Source organism: Brevibacillus composti (genome assembly GCF_016406105.1).
In the GTDB taxonomy this organism is placed as follows: Bacteria; Bacillota; Bacilli; order Brevibacillales; family Brevibacillaceae; genus Brevibacillus; species Brevibacillus composti.
Window position 1 is genome coordinate 1,295,183 of record NZ_CP066308.1, and the last position, 21,335, is coordinate 1,316,517.

General features: G+C 56.2%; 23 protein-coding genes and 1 riboswitch. Of the genes, 16 read left to right on the plus strand and 7 right to left on the minus strand.

The genetic code is table 11. The annotated features are described in order from the left end of the window. The first annotated feature begins 46 nt into the window (after positions 1–46). Positions 47–1,039 carry an MBL fold metallo-hydrolase gene (locus JD108_RS06610; protein WP_198829092.1) on the plus strand — a complete coding sequence of 331 codons (993 nt, stop codon included), beginning with the start codon at positions 47–49 and terminating at the stop codon, positions 1,037–1,039. An 84-nt stretch (positions 1,040–1,123) separates the two neighbouring features. Beyond that, positions 1,124–2,128: a hypothetical protein gene (locus JD108_RS06615; protein WP_198829093.1), complete on the plus strand. Its 1,005-nt coding sequence runs from the start codon at positions 1,124–1,126 to the stop codon at positions 2,126–2,128. A gap of 297 nt (positions 2,129–2,425) precedes the next feature. Here JD108_RS06615 and JD108_RS06620 read toward each other — a convergent pair whose 3' ends face one another. Beyond that, positions 2,426–3,319, minus strand: coding sequence for an endonuclease/exonuclease/phosphatase family protein (locus JD108_RS06620; RefSeq protein ID WP_198829094.1), 894 nt, complete (start codon positions 3,317–3,319; stop codon positions 2,426–2,428). A 181-nt stretch (positions 3,320–3,500) separates the two neighbouring features. On the opposite strand from JD108_RS06620, the gene refZ reads away from it, so the two are divergent. The 3 genes from refZ to JD108_RS06635 are packed head-to-tail and all read left to right on the plus strand — an operon-like array spanning position 3,501 to position 7,046. Next, positions 3,501–4,118 carry a forespore capture DNA-binding protein RefZ gene (gene refZ / locus JD108_RS06625; RefSeq protein ID WP_198829095.1) on the plus strand — a complete coding sequence of 206 codons (618 nt, stop codon included), beginning with the start codon at positions 3,501–3,503 and terminating at the stop codon, positions 4,116–4,118. Between the two features lie 47 nt (positions 4,119–4,165). Then, positions 4,166–6,844, plus strand: a complete 2,679-nt coding sequence (locus JD108_RS06630) for a septation ring formation regulator EzrA (protein ID WP_228728333.1) — start codon at positions 4,166–4,168, stop codon at positions 6,842–6,844. A gap of 4 nt (positions 6,845–6,848) precedes the next feature. Beyond that, positions 6,849–7,046: a hypothetical protein gene (locus tag JD108_RS06635; protein ID WP_198829096.1), complete on the plus strand. Its 198-nt coding sequence runs from the start codon at positions 6,849–6,851 to the stop codon at positions 7,044–7,046. A 188-nt stretch (positions 7,047–7,234) separates the two neighbouring features. Here JD108_RS06635 and JD108_RS06640 read toward each other — a convergent pair whose 3' ends face one another. Then, complete coding sequence (locus tag JD108_RS06640; RefSeq protein WP_198829097.1) at positions 7,235–8,515, minus strand: BaiN/RdsA family NAD(P)/FAD-dependent oxidoreductase; 1,281 nt, start codon at positions 8,513–8,515, stop codon at positions 7,235–7,237. A 78-nt stretch (positions 8,516–8,593) separates the two neighbouring features. Continuing rightward, entirely contained in the window at positions 8,594–9,451 is an 858-nt protein-coding gene (locus tag JD108_RS06645) for a hypothetical protein (RefSeq protein WP_198829098.1), read from the minus strand. 156 nt (positions 9,452–9,607) lie between these two features. On the opposite strand from JD108_RS06645, the gene JD108_RS06650 reads away from it, so the two are divergent. Beyond that, positions 9,608–10,687, plus strand: a complete 1,080-nt coding sequence (locus JD108_RS06650) for a M42 family metallopeptidase (protein WP_198829099.1) — start codon at positions 9,608–9,610, stop codon at positions 10,685–10,687. Positions 10,688–10,705: 18 nt separating this feature from the next. Then, positions 10,706–11,212: a hypothetical protein gene (locus tag JD108_RS06655; protein ID WP_198829100.1), complete on the plus strand. Its 507-nt coding sequence runs from the start codon at positions 10,706–10,708 to the stop codon at positions 11,210–11,212. A gap of 66 nt (positions 11,213–11,278) precedes the next feature. Here JD108_RS06655 and JD108_RS06660 read toward each other — a convergent pair whose 3' ends face one another. From JD108_RS06660 to JD108_RS06670, 3 genes are all read right to left on the minus strand, one after another. Then, positions 11,279–12,691, minus strand: a complete 1,413-nt coding sequence (locus JD108_RS06660) for an HD domain-containing phosphohydrolase (RefSeq protein WP_198829101.1) — start codon at positions 12,689–12,691, stop codon at positions 11,279–11,281. A gap of 116 nt (positions 12,692–12,807) precedes the next feature. After that, the gene (locus JD108_RS06665) at positions 12,808–12,945 is read right to left on the minus strand and encodes a hypothetical protein (protein WP_198829102.1); all 138 of its coding nucleotides are present in this window, start codon (positions 12,943–12,945) and stop codon (positions 12,808–12,810) included. 31 nt (positions 12,946–12,976) lie between these two features. Continuing rightward, positions 12,977–14,239: an MFS transporter gene (locus tag JD108_RS06670; protein WP_228728334.1), complete on the minus strand. Its 1,263-nt coding sequence runs from the start codon at positions 14,237–14,239 to the stop codon at positions 12,977–12,979. A 317-nt stretch (positions 14,240–14,556) separates the two neighbouring features. On the opposite strand from JD108_RS06670, the gene JD108_RS06675 reads away from it, so the two are divergent. The 4 genes from JD108_RS06675 to JD108_RS06690 all read left to right on the plus strand — a co-directional run bounded on the left by JD108_RS06675 (position 14,557) and on the right by JD108_RS06690 (position 16,570). Then, positions 14,557–14,781, plus strand: a complete 225-nt coding sequence (locus tag JD108_RS06675) for a hypothetical protein (RefSeq protein ID WP_198829104.1) — start codon at positions 14,557–14,559, stop codon at positions 14,779–14,781. 113 nt (positions 14,782–14,894) lie between these two features. Continuing rightward, a complete protein-coding gene (locus tag JD108_RS06680; RefSeq protein WP_323958405.1) occupies positions 14,895–15,206 on the plus strand; it encodes a YtrH family sporulation protein in 312 nt (103 codons plus the stop codon). Next, a complete protein-coding gene (locus JD108_RS06685) occupies positions 15,203–15,682 on the plus strand; it encodes a sporulation membrane protein YtrI (RefSeq protein ID WP_198829106.1) in 480 nt (159 codons plus the stop codon). The genes JD108_RS06680 and JD108_RS06685 overlap by 4 nt, the downstream gene beginning before the upstream one ends. A gap of 111 nt (positions 15,683–15,793) precedes the next feature. Further along, positions 15,794–16,570 carry a sporulation protein gene (locus tag JD108_RS06690; protein WP_198829107.1) on the plus strand — a complete coding sequence of 259 codons (777 nt, stop codon included), beginning with the start codon at positions 15,794–15,796 and terminating at the stop codon, positions 16,568–16,570. A 103-nt stretch (positions 16,571–16,673) separates the two neighbouring features. On the opposite strand, the gene JD108_RS06695 is transcribed toward JD108_RS06690, so the two are convergent. Then, positions 16,674–16,769: a YjcZ family sporulation protein gene (locus JD108_RS06695; RefSeq protein ID WP_198829108.1), complete on the minus strand. Its 96-nt coding sequence runs from the start codon at positions 16,767–16,769 to the stop codon at positions 16,674–16,676. 166 nt (positions 16,770–16,935) lie between these two features. Then, positions 16,936–17,041, plus strand: a riboswitch (glycine riboswitch). A gap of 235 nt (positions 17,042–17,276) precedes the next feature. Between JD108_RS06695 and glyA the strand changes: the two genes are divergently transcribed. The 5 genes from glyA to codY all read left to right on the plus strand — a co-directional run bounded on the left by glyA (position 17,277) and on the right by codY (position 21,265). Continuing rightward, positions 17,277–18,518: a serine hydroxymethyltransferase gene (gene glyA / locus JD108_RS06700; protein WP_267459314.1), complete on the plus strand. Its 1,242-nt coding sequence runs from the start codon at positions 17,277–17,279 to the stop codon at positions 18,516–18,518. An 11-nt stretch (positions 18,519–18,529) separates the two neighbouring features. Continuing rightward, positions 18,530–19,063, plus strand: a complete 534-nt coding sequence (locus tag JD108_RS06705) for a serine dehydratase beta chain (RefSeq protein WP_198829110.1) — start codon at positions 18,530–18,532, stop codon at positions 19,061–19,063. Beyond that, positions 19,045–19,917 carry an L-serine ammonia-lyase, iron-sulfur-dependent, subunit alpha gene (sdaAA, locus tag JD108_RS06710; RefSeq protein WP_198829111.1) on the plus strand — a complete coding sequence of 291 codons (873 nt, stop codon included), beginning with the start codon at positions 19,045–19,047 and terminating at the stop codon, positions 19,915–19,917. The genes JD108_RS06705 and sdaAA overlap by 19 nt, the downstream gene beginning before the upstream one ends. A 14-nt stretch (positions 19,918–19,931) precedes the next feature. Then, positions 19,932–20,321 (plus strand): glycine cleavage system protein GcvH, encoded by a 390-nt coding sequence (gene gcvH, locus JD108_RS06715; protein WP_198829112.1) that lies wholly within the window; start codon positions 19,932–19,934, stop codon positions 20,319–20,321. 161 nt (positions 20,322–20,482) lie between these two features. Next, the gene (gene codY, locus JD108_RS06720) at positions 20,483–21,265 is read left to right on the plus strand and encodes a GTP-sensing pleiotropic transcriptional regulator CodY (protein WP_198829113.1); all 783 of its coding nucleotides are present in this window, start codon (positions 20,483–20,485) and stop codon (positions 21,263–21,265) included. Positions 21,266–21,335: the final 70 nt, after the last annotated feature.

Below are 21,335 nucleotides of genomic sequence, written 5' to 3' on the forward strand. Positions count from 1 at the left end.
CAGGCTCTTTTCTTTTTCAGACCATTTTTCATGCGGGAGGCAGAACATGGCGAATTATGTACAGAAGCCGGCGGCAGAAGTGGCGAAAGGGGTTTTTCAATTGGAAATTCCCACCCCCTTTTCCGTTGGACCGGTCAATCTCTATCTTTTGCAGGGAGAGAAGCTGACGCTGGTCGACGCAGGGCCGCTGACAGAGGAAGCCTGGCATGCTTTGAACGCCGGACTGGAATCGATTCAGGTCCGGCTGGAGGATATCGAACAGGTGATTCTCACCCATCACCACGTGGATCACTGCGGACAGCTGGAACGACTGCGCCGGGTGTCGCAGGCGCATACGATGGCTCATCCGCTCGCGGTGCCGTATGTGGAGATGGACGAAGCGTTTCTTTCTTTCCACGACCGCTTTTTTTATGACTTGTACAGGGAGAGCGGCGTGCCGGATGAGAAGCTGGTCATTATCGAGAAATACCACAGGCTGATTACTACCTTTGCGGAGAAGAGCCGGATTGACACCGTCCTGAAGCACGGCCAAAAGGTACCCGGCTTGTCGGAGTGGACGGTTCTCTATACGCCGGGACATTCGCAGAGCCATCTGTCGCTCTACCGTGAAACAGACCGCGTGATGGTTGCCGGCGACCATATCATCAAGCGGATCTCGTCCAATGCCTTCATCGAGCCGCCGCGAGATCAGTCGCAGGCCCGTCCGCTGACATTGGTGCAATACCGGACGGCTCTGCAGATGTGCGCGGACATGGAGATTGATCTGGCTTTATCGGGTCACGGGGAGCCGGTGGCCGGCCACCGCGAGCTTATCTTGCAGCGGCTTCAGAAAAATTGGGAACGGACCGATCGACTGAGGGAGCTGCTGCGGGATGGTGAAAAAACGGCCTATGAGCTGAATGCGCTGCTCTTCCCCACCCTCTATGAGCAGGAACTGCCCTTGACGCTGTCGGAGACATTGGGGCATATCGATCTTTTGAAGATCCTGCACCAAGTGGAATGCAGAGAGGCCGAGGGGGTCCTCTACTACTCCCTGTAAGCGCAGGATGACGACATCTCCATGCAGCAGAATAAGCCTATTCTTCCTCGGAAACGCTAATCGAGACGAAGAGGAGGGACGAAGATGCGCAAAGCATGGAGCATTGTGATGCTTGCCTTATGGTGTACAAGCCTTGTCGGCTGTAATCAGATGGGGGTTCAGCAAAATGCGGGATCTGCCTTCGAACAGATCCGCGACCGCTTCATGGAGGAGAAGGCCTTTTCTTTCCACGGGAGAACCAAACTGGTGACGGGCGATACGGCCTACGGGAATGCGGTCAATTTTTCCGGCCGAAAAGAAGGCGACGACATGCTGATGAAGGTGGATGTCTCGGTTCCCGAGCAAAAACAGCTGAAAAGCCTGTCGCTGCTGAAGAAAAACCAGCAATTATACGTGCTAAGCGACGGGGCTGAGGACTGGGTGGAGGCCAGTGGCGGCGACACTGTCTTTCGTCAGGAGCTGAACAACTGGGACCCGGTTTTTGCCATGGAACAGATGAATGAGCTGAAAAAAAGCGTGCTTCCCTTGAATGACCGCAATCAAGAGGATGATATCGAGGCAGTGCGCGTCATTCTGGATTCGACCAGGCTGAAGAGCTGGCTCGCCGACCAGATGAAAAGCCAGACGAGGGCAACCACCCAGTCGCAGGGCAGCCCCAAGCTGCAGGTGGAGGCTCTTCATCAGCCGCGTCTGAAGTACGCCCTGAGACTTTCGGACGGCGCATGGAATCGGCCGCGCAGTGAGGCGGCGACAGTCCAATCCACGGAGCAGCCGCCCGTCGATGAGATTATCGACCAGATGGAGCTGGAAGCGGAGTATACGATCTACTACAACAGACACACCATGCTGCCCGTCAATATGACGATGGCGATCCGCTCCGAATATGACGCAAATGATCAGCGGATTCGGGAGTACACGCAGGTGGAGACTTTCTTCCAGAATTACGGGCAGCGCTTCTCGTGGCCTGAACCCGGCCAGCGGGGAGCTGGAACGGGCGCTGGGGCTGGCACGGGCGCTGGAGCTGGAACGGATGCTGGAACTGGAGTTAGTCCGGGTGCTGGAGCTGGCACAGGTACCAATCAGCAGTAACCAAATAGCCCCGAACACAGTAAGGCCCGGAGCTCGGCTCCGGGTCTTTCTGAACAGATAGGAATGTATGAGATTGGGGATAGCCGACAGGGCTGTCCTGTTTTCATTTGACGCAAAAGAATTTATTAGCTGTAAACGGCGCCGTAGCGGGAAGAAGCACAAAGGCTTACAGAGGAATCATGCCCCCTGCAAGCGACTGTGGAGCGACAGTCCCGCTTCCGTGCAGGGCGCAACCCGGAGCCAAGCAGAGGAGCATGGTTCTTCACACCCGAAGGCCTCGTCATTGAGCGGGGAGGGCTATTCTCTCATCGAAGGGAGAGACATACGCAAACCCCCGCTAGCGTCAGGGCCGATCTTCTCCGGACCACGGGTCCTATCCGGAGGCGGGACCTCGACGGTGAGGACGACGGGGTAGTGATCGGACTTGCCCACGCGGGGGGCAGCCGCATCGATCAGGATCAGTCTCGGCGAGAGCAGGATGCGGTCGATCTCTTTTCCGCCCCCCGTTTTTCCCGAGAGGGTGATCAGCCGTTGTCCCCGTTCGTGGAGGGGATCGCGGAAAAGGGTGCGCAGCCCGTCCAGGATGAGATCATCCGGTGTCGTGTTGAAATCTCCAGCGAGGATGGCATGGGTGCCAGAATCTTCGCGCAATTGTTTTGCCAAAAATTCGCTTTGCTTGACGCGTTCTTCATGGTGCAGCCCAAAATGGGTAGTATAGACATCAAAGGGCTGTCCGTTTCGCTTGAGGGTGACCTTCAGTACGCTCCGAGGCTCAAGCTCGGAGGGGAGCATCACCATTCTGGCTGATTGGATCGGGTACGTGCTGAGCACGGCATTGCCGTAGGTGCCGACGATCAGATTCAGGGATGGGCCATAGGCGTAGTTCATGCCCAGCATCCCGGCGATTCGTTTGACCTGATGCTGGAATCCCGACCGGGGCAGTCCATTGTCTACCTCCTGCAGCGCAATGATGTCCGCCTGCAGGCCGGCGAGCTCCGCCGCTACCGCCGCGGGGTCGGCATGACCGGCTTCATCCCGGCATCCGCGAATATTGTATGTAACGATTCTCATGACTGGATCGTTATTCCCTAAGGAGAAGCCTTCGCCTGCAAAGAGGTTGGAGACCTCCACGCCGCGGGGGGGAAGCAGCGAAACAATCAGAAATGTCAGACTGACGAATGCGCGTTTCATGGGCTACTCCTCCTGTCGTACTTTTATCATACCTTGCCAGTTGGTGGGAGGAATACTGGAAAACTTTGTCGAACTAATAGGAAGACTATCTTTTTCTGCCGAATGGCTAGTAAAATGAAGGACGATGCCACCCGACAGCCCCTCTCGTGAGCAGGGCGCCTAGGGGAAAGGAGCAGGATGGATGGACCAGACCAAACTGCGCATTTTGTCCGCAGCAGCCATGCTTTTTGACCAAAAAGGGTACCATGGAACCAGCGTCCGGCAGATCGCCGAACAGGCTGAGGTCAATGTTGCTCTGATTTCCTACCACTTTCACGGCAAGCAGGGCGTTCTGGAAAGACTGATCTCCTATTACTTTGAGACCTTGTTTCGACAGCTGAAGGAGCTGGAGGAGCGGGTAAAAGCATGTCCACCCATGGAAAAGCTGGAGGCCGTCATCCGTCTGTATCTCGGCTTTCAACGTGAGAATGCCGCGATTACCAGGCTGATTCAGCGTCAGCTCAGCGTGGAATCGATCCTCGCCCGGGAAGTGATGACACTCTACATCAGCCGGTGGAAACACGGGATCGCTCAGCCGATTGAGGAAGGGATCGCAGCGGGCCTTTTTCGGCCTGTCTCCGTCGACCACCTCCTCTTGATCACCGCGAGTCAGTTGATCTATCCGTTTATGCATCCCCAATCGGTCCGCGACGTGTTCGGCCAGGAACCGGCATCGCCAGCCTTTGTCGATTGGCTGGCTTCTGAAATTATCCGCTCTTTGCAATCCAGGCTTTGTTTGCCTTACAATCAGGAAAGGTAAAAAAGCTTGCACCTATTGGAATTTTACGCTAAGGGGTTGTCCTAACCGTGAAGAAGAAATGGATCCTGCTATGCCTTGCGGGAATGATGTTATATAGCCAACCGGCACTCGCTACGCCTTTTCCGGAAAAAACAGAAGAAATCGTACAGGATGCCGAAGGACTGACGAATGCCAAGGAGAGAGCCAAGTTTGCAGAGGAACTTGGGCAGTTGCCCGGCTCTTACAAGGTAGTCATTGTCGAAAGCACGGAGCCCGAGGCGCAAAGCCCGGATGAGTACGCACAGAAGCTTTTTGACAACTACAATTTGTCTGACGAGTACTTGATGGTCGTCCTCGACATCAACACCGAGCAGCTCGGCGTCTACCCCGGGCCGGCCCTGCAGGCTAAAGGGGCCACCCAATCCCTCTTGCATGATAAAATTACGGCCTATTTCGAACCGTTCCGCAACCAGAAAGAGTATTTTGCGGGGATCCAGACCTTCCTCGGCGAGGTAGAGGCCGAACTGAACAGACAGCAAAATCAAAGCAAGCCCGTTGCTGCTACCAGCGCGGAGACAAGCCCTGATGACGAGAAGCAGGTCAACAGCGGCTGGCTCAAGCTGCCATGGTGGCTGTACGCGGTCGGCATCGTCTTCGCCGCGCTGTCCGCGGGACTTGTCTACGCAATGTTTCGCCGCCGCTCCATCTTTCACCAGGTAGATGAAGTAGAAGATTGGAAAGATGAACTGCTCGAAAAAATCAACGTAATCGAGGTGGACAATAAGCTTCGCCGCTCGTCCGGAAAGACGGAAGAACAGTATCTGTATCTGGCGGATCGAAAGGAAAACCTGCTGCGCAATCGCATGCCTGATGTAGAAATGATGATCCTGGACGCGGAAGAGGCTTGCGACCGGTTCCGCTTCAAGCTGGCACTGGGCATTCTGGATGAAGCCAGAGAGACCCTTGAAGCAATCGAACAGGAGCTGCAGGAGCTGAAGTCAGATACCACAAAGGTGGTCACCAAGAAAAAAGAAAGCAAGCTGGCCATTCCCGAAATCGGCAAGCAAATGGAGCAGGTCGAGCGGCGTTTGTCCGATCTGCGTCTGGAGTACGGCCTCTCTTTTCACGAGTTGAAAGCCGGGCTTGACGACGTAGAGAGCATGCGCAGCCGGATTCAGGAACTGCGGGCCGAGGGCGATGATGTCGGCGCTTACGACCTCACGCTGCGAGCGCAAAAGATCCTGGGCAAAATATCTGACGCGATTGAGCAGACGCCCAAATGGCGGGAGCGGGTCCTGAAGGAAATGCCCGAGGAATTTCGCCAGCTGGAGGATGGCATTGCGGAAGCGGCCGGCGACGGATACGATCTGGACCGCACCGCGCTGGACAATTCGCTCCTGCAGGCGAAACAAATGTTGACCGCTGCCCGAACAGCATTGGAAGAAGGAAATCTGGAGCTGGTGGAGACGCATGCCAAAGCATTTGAGGTGCTGATCGATTCGACGTACCAGAGCATCGAGGAACTGGTTCTCGCGCAGCGCGCAGCGGCAAGTGCCGCCTATGCGGCTGCAGCGGCTGCAGCGGCAACGCCTACAGCGCCAGCGTCTGCTCCCACGGCGGATCCAGCGTCTGCACTTGCAGCAGCTCCGGCTCCAGATGCTGCGACAGACGCCGCTTTTTCGACAGAGGAAAGCTCCGATGCCGGAGCTGACACAGGTGAAAGAGCATTCGCGGCGGCTGCAGCGGCAATGGCCGAGGCTGCGCCTGCTGCCCCCGTCGCGTATCCCGGCGTACTGACCGGAGCCGAAGCGGAGCAGGATCGCGGATATGGACGATTCCCGAGTACGCATGGAGCTGTCCAGCATCCGGACAGCCCGGATGCCCCCGCCTCTCTAGAGGCAGACAGCACGATCAGCCGCCTGGAACGAGAGGAGCTTTGGAAGCGGGAGACCGTTGCCCAAGACGTTGCCCAAGACGCAGGCGAAACAGCGGATGAAACAACTGCTCAGACCGCTGACGAAGCAGCAGGCGAAACGGCAATGTCAAAAGCAGCAGGAGCAGCGGGATTGTCTGTAGCACCGGGCGAAGCAGCGGCATCTACCGCGGCAGGCGGCGCGGACCAGACGGCACCAGCCCATCCTGCTTCCGGCCAATCTCAATACGACGAAAACGACGAGGAAGACGAGTACGAGCTGGTGATCCCCAAATCCGAGGTGGAGCTGGAGGAAGAGGAGGACGATCAGCCTGCTCCGCCCCAGCGTTTGGATATCCGCACGGAGGACGAGGCGCTGGACGAGCTGGAGCGCATCTCCAACGCGCTCGTCAGAGTACGTCAGCAGATCAAGCGAAGCTATCTTCCGGGAGTGCCGGAGCAGCTCAAATACCTGTTTGAAGATGTCGTGCAAATTCTCGGGAGAATTCAGGCGGTCATGGAATCGTACCGCTACGACATCGAAGAAGTATCCATGCTGATCAACGATGCCAACGAGCTTCTGATCGAGACGGAGCAGCTGGCAGAACGGACGATCTCCACCTGCCAGCGCGCGGAGGGAGCGATCCAGTACACCAACCGTTACCGCAGGCAAAACCGGCAGGTGAATGACCTCTTGTCCCAAGCGGAACTGGCATTCCGTCAGCTGATGTTTCAAGAGGCGTACCTGTTGGCAGAGGAAGCGCGCTTGCTGATCGAGGGTGCACAGGCCGAACCGGAAAAAGGGTGGCTCCTGCGCCGGAAGAAAAAGGGGTGAGCCGATGATACTCCCTATTTTTCTGATCGCTGCCGGCATCCTGCTCATGCTCCAGCCGCGCACCAAACGCTGGAGAGACCGATTGCTTGCCCATTTTGGCGGAGACGAGCAAAAGGTGAAACAGCGGGCCAACACGTTTATGCTGCTCGGCTTTGCTTTTTTGCTGGCGGGGCTTGCGTACCTCTACAAATTCACGGGATGAAAAAAAGAGCATCGACCGTCAAAAGTCGATGCTCAACCATGTAAGAAGATAAAGGGAGTTGGGGTGTGTGAGAGTACCCGCATCCTAGTTTCCCCCAAAAGGCCAGGAGCTAAACCGGCCATTCGGAAAAGAAAAACAGGCGATAGCCGACCTGCGCAACCTCTCTCCGAAATGCGGAAGAGTTTTTTTTATGCCAGTACCCGTGCGGTCTGCGCGCTATGCGTACCGGCGACATACCCGGTAGAAAAGGCGATGGTGATATTGTAGCCGCCTGTATGTGCATGGACGTCCATGACTTCGCCGGCGAAAAAGAGACCGGGCATCAGCTTGGATTGCATGGTGCGCGGGTCGATTTCCTTGGTGCTTACGCCGCCTCCGGTGATAAACGCCTCTTCCAGCGACAGCGTGCCGGTAATCGTAAGCGGAAATGCTTTGACCAACTGAGCGAAATCTCTCCACTGCTGCTTGCGCATATGACTCAGCGTCGTCTCTTCCGCGATGTTGGCCAGCGACAAGAGGACGGGGATCAGCCGCTCCGGTACGAAGCCTTTGATCACATTCTTTACCGCTTTTTTGGGATGCTCCTCAAGCAGCTGCCAGCTCTCCTCCATCACCTCATCCACATGCTTCTGCGGCATGAGATCAATTTTCAGGGAGAGCGGCGCGGCGCCGAACTTTTTCTGCGTCACCGAGACGTAATGCCCTTGTCGGAGAGCGGCTGGGCCGGAGATGCCAAAATGGGTGAAGATCATATCGCCTTCCTGGGTGCTTACTTTTTTTCCTTTGGGATCGTACAGGGTGAGCTCGATCTCCCGCAGCGACAAGCCTTGCAGGAATTTGTCCCGGATGTAGGGATCATTTGCTGTCAGCGGGACCTCCGTGGGATACAAATCCGTGATCGTATGGCCGGCAGCCCGGGCCCATTCATAGCCGTCACCCGTAGAACCGGTCTGCGGAACGGAGCATCCGCCGACGCAGATGACCACACAGGGGGATGCGAGGCGCTCGCCGTTTTTGAGCAGCACGCCCGCCGTCTGTCCGTTTTCATACACGACCTGTTCGACCGGGCTGTTCAAGCGAACCTCGACACCCTGGCGCTTCATTCGCTCGATCAAGGCGCCCGCTACCGTCACTGCTTTGTCCGTGACGGGAAACATCCGCCCGCGATCCTCTTCCTTGAGGGCCACACCCAGCTCCTCAAAAAAGTGAATAATATCGCGGTTGTTGAATTGGGAAAAGACGCTAAACAGAAATCGTCCGTTTCCCGGCATTTGTTTAATCAGTTCATCCTGTTCTTTGGCGTTGGTCACATTGCAGCGGCCTCCGCCGGATATAATCAGTTTCCGCCCCAGCTTGGCCCCTTTTTCCAGGAGACAGACCCGTGCTCCCTGGGAGGAGGCCGCAATGGAGGTCATTAGTCCGGCGGGACCGCCGCCAATTACGATGACATCATAGTCTCGTGCCTTCATCTGGTTTTCGTCCTTTTTTACTGAAATCAGCAGCAAGATGCGTGCATCCGTTATTGTACCACAGAAAAAGAAACGCACCTATTTTACCGAAGCGTCATCTGCGGCTCCGAGAATATCGCCCAACGCACGCTTTTCCAGGAGGTAGGAAGCCGTCGCCTGCTGGCGCTTGAGGCCGGTGATCACATAGCCCTGTGCGAAGTAGTGGGTGAACAGCTCGCGGGTTGCTTCTCTCCACGCGCGTGCCGCTTCCATGTCTGCCTGTTTCACTTGCTGGAAATGGGCGGGGACCGCCAGCCAAAAGCGCTCCTCCGCGCATTGCAGATCGATGTCTACAGGGCGGACGACGCCCTCTGTCTCCTTCCAGGAGAGGACGGAGGGGAGCTTGTCGTCCCCCGCTGCCGCTCCGGCGAGGGAAGGCGAGCCCGCTTTGTAGCGTTTCACCCGCTGGCTGGCGATGTGCCAATCCAGCAAAAAGCGATCCGTCGGCAGCCCCTTGTTCATCTCATCGGCCAACTCGCCGTAGCAGTCGGGAATATAGCGATGCACCACTCCGCCCAGCTTGACGAGGTTGAGGTAGGCATTGACCGTCTCGAGCGGATCGTACGTCCAGGTAATCCGCTTGTACCCGGCCGCCAGGGCTTCGCTGCGCTGCAGCCATTTCATCTGGACGCCCAGTCCCTGTTTGCGGTAGGCAGGCAAAAATCCGAGCATGTGGGAGCAGAGGTGCAGCTCGCCATCGGTATAGCCGGGAAAGCTGTAGAGAAAGCCGATCATGTTGTCGCCGTCAAAGGCACCGAGAAAGAGGCCGCCAAATTTGGCGATCGTCAGGGTCATATGCAGCGGTACGACGGAGGATTCGCTCCATACCGCGCCCTCCAGTTCCTCCAATTTTTCCAGGTCCGTTTTCTCTACCAGTTTGCGAAAGATGATGGTCATCGCTGTTCCTTCCTTTCCGTTCGTAACGTCTGACAGGATAAGCATTCGCTCTTGGAAAACCGGATTCCTGCCGCATCGTAAGGAGGCGGGGGCGCAGGTTGCATCCCGACCGCCCGTGATCAATAATAGAAGGATGGAAAGAGGAGGGATTGCCGTATGGACAATCAATTTCAATGGGAATTGTGGAAGCGTCTGACGGAAGCGCCGGGGGTTTCCGGATTTGAAGAGCCTGTTCGTGCGATCATGCGCGAATACATAGAGAGCTGCACCGAGGAAATCGTCATGGATCGACTGGGAAGCATATTCGGGGTGATGCGCGGCGATGAGAAGGGACCGCGCATTATGGCAGCCGGCCATCTGGATGAAGTGGGATTCATGGTCACAGGCATATCGGAAAAGGGCTTTCTTTCCTTTCAGCCGGTCGGAGGCTGGTGGGGACAAGTTCTGCTGGCCCAGCGCGTTCGCGTCATCACGCCAGCCGGGGCGGTAGAGGGCGTCATCAGTTCGATTCCTCCGCATGTGCTCAGCGATGATCAGCGCAATCGCCCGATGGATGTGCGCAACATGTACATCGACATCGGAGCCGATTCCGGCGAGGAGGCGCGAAAAGCAGGCATTCGCCCGGGGCAGCAGATCGTTCCCGTATGTCCGCTTACCCCGATGCTCAATCCGCGCCGGGTCATGGCAAAGGCATGGGACAACCGCTACGGCTGCAGTCTTGCCGTCGAGCTGGCCAAAGAGCTGAAGGAGCGGCCGGATCATCCGAACGTCGTCTACGTCGGGGCGACGGTACAGGAGGAGGTCGCCGGGATGCGCGGAGCGAAGACAGCGGCCGAACTGATCAATCCGGACCTGTTTTTCGCCCTGGATGCCAGTCCGGCTGGCGATATTCCGGGCGTGCGGGATGGCTCCGGAAAGCTGGGAGGCGGCGTCCTGATGCGCCTGTACGATCCGTCGTACATCATGCCGACCAACCTGCGCGACTTTTTGATCTCGATTTGCGAGGAAGAGAATATTCCGTATCAGATCTACATCGGAAAAGGCGGCACGGATGCCAAAGTCGTCCAGTACCACGGCATTGGGGTGCCCTCTGCGGTGATCGGCATTCCGTCGCGCTACATTCACAGCCACGCCGCCATTATCGACCGCGATGACTATGAGGCTGCCAAGCGGCTGCTGATCGCGGCGGTCCGCAAGCTGGACAAATCTACCTACGAAAGCATCCTGCCGAGATAGAGAGGAGGAGGGACCAGCATGCAGGCGATTACCCTCTACCGCAAAAGCCTGGGAGAAGACGTATCATTCGAATACAATATTTACGACAACAAGTTTTCGCCGAGCAATCTGGCGGTGCGCAAAGTGCTGATGGCGATGATGGACAGCGTACGCGCGCGCTTGACCCATCTCGAAGTGGAGTACAATGACCGGATGCTGGCGGACAATTGGGGTGCCAAACGCTCCGCCGAATGGCTGGTTCTGCTAGGCGCCACAAAGGAAAACATGCAGGAGAATCGAAGCGGGGATATCGTCGTCAGCAGGAAGTTCAGGGCGCCGATGACGGACGAGAGCTACGAGTTTTTTTACACGCGGAATGACATCTCCGTTTTTCCTCATTACCGGATGCAGGAAGAAGAGGCCGACCGGATTGTCTTCTATTTTTCCCGTTATCTGCAGTTGATCGCGCCGAGGCGGGAGTCCGAAGCCTTTCTCGCCGGATTGGAACAAGTCCAGCTGCCGTATAAAGTGGTTGAGCTGGGCTAGACCGCTATTGCTGGATAACAAAAAGAGCCATCTGCCGCCTTGTATGGGCGGAATGGCTCTTTTGCATTACAGGCTGACTCTTCGCTGCAGGCTGATGTCCCTTTTTTCCTGGATGCGATCCAGCAGCTCATTTGCCCGCGAGATTTGGTGGGCGCGGTAAAAGGTTTCTAAGGTCACGCATTCGAAAAAGGCGCGCACGACCGTGGGACAGAACTGCGTCCCGGCATGCTGGATCAATTCGTCGCAGGCCTTCGAAAAGGAGAGTCCTTTGCGGTAGGCGCGGGACGACGTCATGGCGTCGAAGGAATCGGCCACGGCCGCGATCCGTGCCCAGATCGGGATGTCTTCTCCGGCCAGTCTGTCCGGGTAGCCCTTGCCGTCAAAGCGTTCGTGGTGATGGCGCGTGATGACCATGATTTTTTCGATTTCATCGGCATGATGTCGGCCGGATTCCGCATAGAGCCGCTTCAAAACGGCTTCTCCGCGCACTGGATGGGACTGGATTATCTCATATTCTTCTTCCGTGAGACGGCCCGGCTTGAGGAGGATGCTGTCTTCGATGCCAATCTTGCCGATATCGTGGAGCAGGCCCCCCGTGTAGATGGTATCGAGCGTCACGCTGTCGAAATTCATCTGCTCGCCGATGATGCGCATGTAAAATGCCACCCGCTGGGAGTGTCCGGAGGTGTAGGCATCTCGCTCTTCCAAAGCAACGGCCAATGTTTTCAGGATGCTTTGGTTCGTCTCTACCAGCTGTTCGCCTCTCAGCTTGGAGCTGAGCAGGGCCTTGTCCTTTCGCCGTGTGTTGTAAAAGAGAATCGCTGTGATGAAGTAGCTGCCAAGTACGAGGACGATCAGCAACGTTTGGAGATTCGACAGTTTGTGATAGAAATTGGTTTCGGATGTAACGAGACTCACATGCCAGTCCCATTGCGGGAAATAACGGACGACGGCAATTTGTTTCTCATCCGTCTTCGAGCCAGGGATCTGTGATGGGTAGGAGATGACGCTGTTTCCCTTGTGAAGAACTTCGCGGGCGAGCATTCTTCCCTCGGAATCTGTCATGTGGAAGAGGTTTTGGCCTTCCAGGCGGGAATGCACGATCAGCTTGCCTTGCGAGTTGAAGACGAGAAATGATTCGCCAGGCTGCATGATGATGTCCACCGCACCGGAATCGCGCGTGCCGTCGGGCAGCTTGGGCCCGGCGAGCAAGGTTTTCGCTTCATTTTCCGCCTCAGGCAAGGAAAGGGAACGATCCTGCACCCGGTCATCGTACAAGCGCAAAATTTGAAATATGGAATTGAGCTGCCTTTCCATGGCCTCGATCTCGTTCTGATAGTAGACGAGCTTGGTCTCTTGGTATCCGAAGAACACGATGACGGAAAAGAAAATCGGTAGCAAAATCAAGAACACGGGATAAAGACGGGTTTTCATCTTCTTCTTCAGCTTGAGTGGCAAGGCGCTACGTCCTTTCCGCATATTGGTATTCTTCTTTTCTCCATAATAGGCGAAATAGTCTGCCGCTTCAATAAAATCAACGAATAATGTCGAAAAATAGATAAGAGGAATGACCGCCGTCATCCCTCCAGTACGGGTTAGGTGGAGGGGCGATTGGGGCCCTCCAATTTTTTGTTGCCGTAGCCTGGCGCATCGTTTTGCACGGAGCGGGGCTGATCCGTCTCTTCTCTGCGCACGTCATGGTTGCTTGCTGCCTTCTTTTTCATCTGGTCCATGTTGGTCCCTCCTTATTAAAATCTCGGATTATTACTTGGCCGGCTCTTTTCCCCGGACGGGACGGGGGACTCGGTCTGGGGCAGCAGGACCGCCCTGTTTGTGGCGGGGCATCGCATACAGGGCGAACAGTCCCATCACGGCGATGAGAACGATCGTGATGAGGGCATAGGTGATCCACGGATAGGGGCTGCCCACGCCGCCCAGGCGCTCGACCATCGTTCCGCCGATGCTGGTGCCGAGCGCGGTGCCGATTCCGGAGACGAAATTGGCGATGCCAAAATAGGCGCCCAGCCACTCTTCCCGGGCAAAATGGCCGACGAGGCTGTCCTGCACCGGCATCAGCAGCATCTCTCCGATGATAAACAGGATGGCGGCTCCGCTGAGCGTCGCGAAGCGATCCGCGAAGCCGATGCCAAACAGTCCCGTCCCCACCATCAGGATGCCGAGGATCAGCGATAGGTACGGGTTGATCCGAAACAGGATGAAGCGGGAGATCAGGCCTTGCAGCAGCACCACGCTGACGGAATTGATCGTCCAGATCAGGCCGATCAGATGGGCCGACTTGAGGACGTACTCCCCGCGCAGCGGCAGCACGAGCGTAAATTGAGCATAGAACGCCCAGATCAGCAGCGTAATGCCGGAGTAGAGCAGAAAACTGCGGTGCCGCAAGATGTAGCGGTACTCCGACAGGGGTGTGCTTTTGCAGTCTGGACCGACGCAGCGGTCGTTTGGCAACAGCAAGCGGATCCCCGCAGCCAGCAGCAGAAAAACAAAGGCAGCCATCACAAACGGGTAGAGATTGCGGGCGGTCATCCAGGTAATCGTCAGCCCCGCGAGGATAATGCCCAGGTGCGCAAAGATGCCGCGCCAGGAAAAGGCTGCCGTCCGCTGGAAGGTTTGGACGGTATCTGCGATCATCGCTTTGATCGTCGGTGCCAATAGCCCGACGCCCAGTCCGTTTACCCCGGAGAAAAACAAAAAAGCCGTGTAGCTCTCACTGAAGTGGTAGCCGAACATGGCAGCTGCCTGCAGCAGGGAGCCGGCCATCATGATAGCGCGGCGGCCGAGGCGGTCGGACAGCGGTCCTCCCAACAAACTTCCCGCCTGGTACGCGACGCTGCCCACGCCAAGCACCAGACCTACCTGCCCGAGCGAAAGGGCTCTCGCTTTTTTCAGAAACACAGGAAAGACGGGTACGATCAGATAGGAGGCCAGATGCATAAAGAAGACCAGGACTAACAGCAGCGTGTAGGTCTTGTTTCGCCAAAGCGTGTTCTCTGCCGCAACGTTCACGGGCCTCCTCCTCTCTGTCATCTCGGCAATCTCTCCCTAGTATGCTTGCCCGCCCCCGCATACTATGCACGCCAAAATGGGCACCTGCGGAATTCGACGCGACAGAGGCATCCGTCCAATCCAACGAGTGTTCCCTGGCATAAACCTATTACTGTAAAAAAATATGTGGGCATACAAGAGCAAGGTTGCGTCAGTCGACAAGGAGGGACAAACATGAGTAGATTTTTTTCCAATCACGACGGCTTCGAAGTAGTGATTTGGATTCTGGTGATCATCTTTCTCCTCTCCATATTCTTTGATGAAGGGATCGATTGAGGGTGAGCGCTTACCGTCCGATTCGCCGGTTGAACCGTTATTACAAAACGAATGACGGTTTTCGCTCCTGGGTTAAGGCGAATGAGAAGTGGTTCCGTGAAAATCCGGAAGTGTTTCAGCAAATGCTGAGAAATCCCCACATGGTGAATCTGTTTATGGATCTGATGGTGCTCAATTCCCCGCGGATCCAGAGGAGGCTTCGCCGAAGCGGAAAACCGGGAAAATAGAAGATCTGACCGAAAAAACGGCCTGTCCGAGAGGGAGGGTCGTTTCCTTTTTCATATTTGTCCATCCGCCGGCGTAGGCATTAGCATACGTCGTTTGAGCCGGAGGGATGGAGTTGGGACAGGTCATTTTCACTTTTTTTGTCGCATACGGCATTGTGGTGGGCGGCTCGCTGTCCGGCGGATTGGGCGCATTTTTGAATGAAAAACCGCCGCTCTGGTCGATCGCCCAATTGGCGGATCAATTAAAAATCTGGGGACTGGTGGGGGCGCTGGGCGGTACGTTTGACTCCTTTTTGCAAATTGAAAAGATCCTGGCGGGCAATTTTTCACCGGTGTTCAAACAATTGGTGATGATTGTCGTCGCTTTTCTCGGGGCCCATATGGGTACGATCTCGATTCAGTGGCTGGTCCAGGTGCGTTCATGAAGATCAAGCTGTGGAAGAGGTATGTCGCCCTGGTGATGATCGGCGCGATTCTGGGCGGCTCGGCAACGCTGTTTGCCTACGGCAGGGAAATGGAGCAGATGATGCTGGTCCGGCGAAGCCTGGAGCTGTTGAATGAAAAGCTGATGGATGAGAACCAGCGCTTGAAGCAATCGGAAAAAGTGGCCCGTCGAAAGCAAGAGGTGCTGGTCGAGGAGATCCGGGTCACGGTGCTGGAGACCAATTTGCACGAGACGATCCAGCTGGAGGTGGCCCGGCAATTGGAAAAGGACCTCGCCTCTCTGAAGGGAAAGAAGGTGGAGCAGGTGGCGGAAATCCAGGAAATGCTGCACGAGATGCTGCGCAGGAGAGAGTACATTATCGAGGGGACGATGGTCGAAGTGCGGGTCAAGACCGTGGCGATCAGCAGGGCCCTCCACTTGTTCGTAACCGCGGAGGCCAAGCGGGAAGAGCCGTAGAGAATAGGTGAAACTTTTCTCGAGACTGTCCCGTATTACTGGTACAGAAGTTGATCTTTCGACCGCGCAATTTGCGATGGAATCGATGCGATCATAAGGAGAGAAGGATGGATGTCGATGTTCAAAAAGCTGATGGCCAGTGTGGGAATTGGTTCTGCCAAGGTGGACGCCCGTTTGGTGGAAGACTCGCTCATTCCGGGGGAACAGGTGACGGGAGAGGTGCATATCAAGGGCGGCGATGTTACGCAGACGATCGATGAGATCTATATGTATGTCGTCACGCATTACGAGCGGGAGAGCAACGATAAAAAGGTAAAAGAGGAGATGATCCTCGCCAAGCACCGCATCTCGGAAACATTTGTGCTGAACCCGCAGGAAGAAAAGGTGATTCCGTTTTCCTTCCAGCTTCCCTTTGAGACGCCGCTGACGATGGGGCGGCAGCCCGTGTACCTGCGGACCGGTCTCGACATCAAAAATGCGGTGGACCCCGGCGATTCCGACTTTATCGAGGTGAATCCGCATCCCCTGATGGCAAAGGTGCTCGATGCCATCAGATCGCTCGGTTTTCAGCTGTACAAGGTGGATTGCGAGTACAACCGCCTGCTCGGGCGCACCTACCCGTTTGTGCAGGAATTCGAGTTCCGCCCGACGGGAGCGTACCGCAGCCGGCTGGAGGAGCTGGAAGTGGTCTTTTACCTGAAAGAAGGAGAGCTGGAAGTGCTCATGGAGCTGGACAAACGCTCCCGCGGCTTTTTCGGCGGGCTGCAGGAGGCATTTAATCTGGACGAGCGCTATGCTCGCTTCCGCGTGACCGAGGCGGACTTGACCCGCCCCACAAGCGACCTGGCGAGCGGGATCGATGCGCTGATACGCAAGCACCTGCGCTGATGCGCGTGCCGGCGAGTCGTGGAGATGCCGCCGCCAAATCGCAAAAGGCCCGGAGCCAGGCTCCGGGCTTTTTCGTTGGATCGGGCAAAGGATACCTGCCAGATCAGTCTTCAGAGGTGCCTACGATACTAAGCAGAATGAACAGCACCAGAATCAGGGCAAACCCGGCAAACCCGCCGCTATTGAAAAGATTGCTCAACCGACACATCCCCCTCTGTCAAAAGACTATGCTCTTATCGTACGGGCGCCTGATCGGTTCCGTGATACCGACAAATACCCATTTTTCCGCCGGGAAAGATTATTCGAAATATTATTGACAATGATAACAACGTTGGCGTATGATTCGAATTAATTGTATACAGCGGATGACGATTGTGGGAGAGACCGTGACGCAAGAGCCGGCACCGAAGGAGCAAGTCCCAAAAATCCTTGGGATAGAATCTCTCAGGTACAAAGTACCACAATCGGACGCACCTCTGGAGAGAGCGAACAGCCACCCAAGGGGAAGACTCCGAACAGGAGTTAAACTCTCAGGTAAAAAGGACAGAGGAAAGGTAGATTACACATGATCTATCTTTCCCCTGTCCTTTTTTGTGTTTTCCTGACAGATGAAAAAACCGCGGCTTCCGCAGCTTGACGCTGTGCAGGGCAGGTTTTTCGCATGGGGAGAATCGGGGGAAAGATGGCTACCAAGGAGGAGTATCGGATGAGTTTGCGCGAGCATGATCGGGAAATCTACGAAGCGATCGAAGCGGAGCATCGCCGCCAACTGGGGACCCTGGAGTTGATCGCTTCCGAAAACTTTGTCAGCGAGGACGTCCTGGAAGCGATGGGCTCGGTCTTGACCAACAAATATGCGGAAGGCTACCCCGGCAAGCGGTACTACGGCGGCTGTGAACATGTGGACGTCGTGGAGCGGCTGGCGATCGAGCGGGTATCGAAGCTGTTTGGCGCGGCCTATGCCAATGTACAGCCCCACTCCGGCGCCCAGGCCAATACCGCGGTCTTCTTCTCTCTCCTGCAGCCGGGCGATACCTTTATGGGGATGAATCTCTCGCATGGGGGGCATCTGACCCACGGCAGTCCGGTCAGCCTCTCGGGCAAGTGGTTTCAAGTGGTCGCCTACGGGGTGCGGGAAGATGATCATCTCATCGATTACGACGAAGTAGAAGCAGTAGCCCGCCGCGAACGTCCCAAGCTGATTATCGCCGGAGGAAGCGCGTATTCGCGGACGATCGACTTCGCCCGGTTCCGCGAAATCGCCGATCTGGTGGGAGCCAAGCTGATGGTGGACATGGCCCATATCGCCGGCCTGGTGGCTGCAGGTTTGCATCCGTCGCCCGTGCCTCATGCGCATGTCGTAACCAGCACGACCCATAAAACGCTGCGCGGCCCCCGCGGCGGAATTATTCTGACCAATGACGAGGAAATCGCCAAGGGCGTAAACAAGGCCATTTTCCCCGGGATCCAGGGCGGTCCGCTGATGCACATCATCGCGGCCAAAGCGGTGGCTTTTCAGGAAGCGCTTCAGCCGGATTTCCGCGCGTATGCGCAGCAAGTCGTCCAAAATGCCAAAGTCCTCGCGGAGACATTGAAGGAAGAGGGCGCGAGACTGGTATCGGGCGGTACGGACAACCACCTGGTTCTCCTCGATACGCGCGTCTTTGGCCTGACAGGCAAGGAAGCGGAGCATCTGCTGGAAGAGGCGGGGATCACGACGAACAAAAATACCATTCCCTTTGATCCGGAGAGCCCGTTTGTCACCAGCGGAATCCGCCTTGGCACGGCAGCGGCCACGACTCGAGGCATGAAAGAAGAGGAAATGCGGACGATCGGACGCGCGATCACTGCCGTTCTCAAAGGAAAGGGAGACCTGGCGGTACGGGAGAAAATCAGCCGCCTGTGCGAGCAGTATCCGCTTCATCAACAAGGGACCCGTGTCCGCTGAAGGAGGCGCCTATGATCTACAACAGCTGCTTTGACATCATCGGCCCGATCATGGTCGGTCCCTCCAGTTCGCACACGGCCGGCGTAGTGTCGATCGGAAAGTTTGTCCATGAACTCTTGGGAGCGGCACCGATACGGGCGGAAGTGATCCTCTATGATTCTTTTGCGGAGACCTACAAAGGGCACGGGACGGACAAAGCCATCGTCGGGGGACTGATCGGATTGGACACGGACGATCTGCGCATCCGCGAAGCCCTTTCGTTGGCTTCAGCCCAAGGTGTGGACATCTCGTTTTCCTTTGCCGAGCGCTGTCCGCTGTACGATCATCCCAACACGGTGCAGGTGATCGCGGAGCTTGGCCAAGAGGTGTATCGCGTATGCGGCGTCTCGCTGGGGGGCGGCATTTCCAAAATCGTCTCGCTCAATGGCGAGGCCGTAGAGATTTATCTGAACCAGCCCTACGATCCGGGCTTCATTAAACAGGGATTGAAACATCGCGAGACGGCGGAGCAAAGGGGCGAAGAAGCATGGATTTCCGTTCCATGACGGAACTGATCGAGCTGTGTGAGCGTGAGAAAAAGAGCATCGCCGAGATCATGATTGAGGTCGAAGCGAGCAAATCCAAACGGAGCAAGGAAACCATCATCCAGATGATGAAGGAAAGACTGATCAAGATGAAGGAAGCCGTGGATCTGGGCAGCGCCGATCCGACGCCGGCTCCGAGCGGCATCTCTGGCGGTGACGCGTATCTGATGGAGAGGTATCGGGAAAAGGAAAAGCCGCTGACTGGCGCGATCGTCTCCGATGCAATGCGCTACGCCTTTGCCACCTCGGAAACCAATGCCCGGATGGGTGTCATCGTCGCGACCCCCACGGCGGGTTCCGCGGGGATATTGCCAGGTTGCCTGTTTTCCCTGCATGAAAATGCCCGGTTTACGTACGAGCATCTCGTCATGGGGCTGTTTACGGCCAGTGCGATCGGGTACGTAATCGCCAACCGCTCCTTCATCTCCGGAGCGGCTGGGGGATGCCAGGCGGAAGTAGGCTCGGCCACGGCGATGGCGGCAGCGGCCATCGTGGAAATCAAGCAAGGAAGCCCGAAACAGGCGGTCATGGCAGCGGCGATGGCGCTGAAATCGATGCTCGGCCTGGTCTGCGATCCGGTGGCGGGACTGGTCGAAGTTCCGTGCATCAAGCGCAATGTAATCGGGACGTCGATCGCTTTTGCCGCGGCAGACATGGCGCTGGCCGGGATTGAAAGCCGAATCCCCTGTGACGAAGTGATCGCCACGATGTATGAGATCGGCAGCACCATGCCCCGGGCACTGAGAGAGACGGCGCTGGGCGGACTTGCCGTCACGCCGACGGGACAAGAGATGAAAAAGCGGATTATGGGATAGTGGGAGGAACCGTGATGAGTGACGTTCGAGAAGGTTTGGCATACAGCAGGGAGCATGAGTGGGTGGAAAAACTGAGTGAGACGCGGGTGCGGGTCGGAATCTCCGACTTTGCCCAGGAACAGCTGGGTGACCTCGTGTTTGTAGAGCTTCCGGAGGTGGGGGCGAAGGTGACGATGGACGAAAGCCTCGGCTCCATCGAGTCCGTAAAAGCCGTTTCCGACATTTTTTCTCCCGTCAGCGGCACGGTTGTGGAAGTGAACGGGAAGCTGGAAAATGACCCGGAGGCGATCAATCAAGACCCGTACCAAGAAGGCTGGCTGGTTGTCATTGAGCTGAGCGATCCGGACGAGCTGAATCAATTGCTTACGGCCGAACAGTACGCCGAGTTTGTCTCGGAAGAATAAACAGGCAGGCAGCAGCGGAATAGGGGAGACGGACAGGTCTTTTATGGCATAAACCATAAGGGACCTGTTTTTTTTTGATGTATTGTTGCATTTGCAGGTATAAGCCCGGATTTTTCTGACAATAATGCAAGTATACATAACCGTAAGGAGGAAAAATTGGAATGAATTTACTGGAGAAAACAAGAAGGATTAATGTCATGCTTCAAAAAACCATGGGAGGAAGCGGCGTAGGTTATCATGATCTTGCCCGTCTGCTGGCGGATGTGATCGGGGCCAATGTGTATATCGTGACCGCAGACGGCAGCATTCTCGGAAACGGCGTGCGCGAGGAGTACGGAATCGGAACGGGACCAGATGGAAATCCTGGCGGCATGCTGCCCTCCGGCTACAATCAAAAGCTGCTGGAAGTGAATCAGTCCCTGGCCAATGAGGTGGCCCACAGTCCGTACAGCATGGTGCCGGAAGAGTTGCTTCCGCTGTTCCCGCAAATGATGACCACAATCGTGCCGATCAATGCGGGCGGCAGCCGCCTGGGCACGCTTGTGCTGCTCCGTGCTTATGGGAATTTTGAGACCGAGGATCTGATTCTCGCCGAAATCGGAGCGACGGTGATCGGGATGAAAATCGTTCGCCAGCGCACCGAGCAGATTGAAAATGAGGTGCGCGACAAAACCTTTGCCAAAATCGCCCTCTCCTCGCTCTCTTACAGCGAACAGATCGCCATCGAAAAAATCATGGAACAGCTCGATGCCAAAGAAGGGTTGCTGGTGGCCAGCCAATTGGCGGATCAAGCCGGTCTGACTCGGTCGGTCATCGTCAACGCGCTTCGCAAGCTGGCCAGTGCAGGCGTGCTGGAGTCCCGCTCGCTCGGGATGAAGGGAACCTATATCAAGGTATTGAATGACAAGTTTCCGTCTGAACTGGCCAAATGGAAAACGTCTTGAGCCAAAAAAGCCCAATCCGCGAAGGATGGGCTCTTTTTTTGTCTGATCGTGCTCGATACAGTGCGAAGCA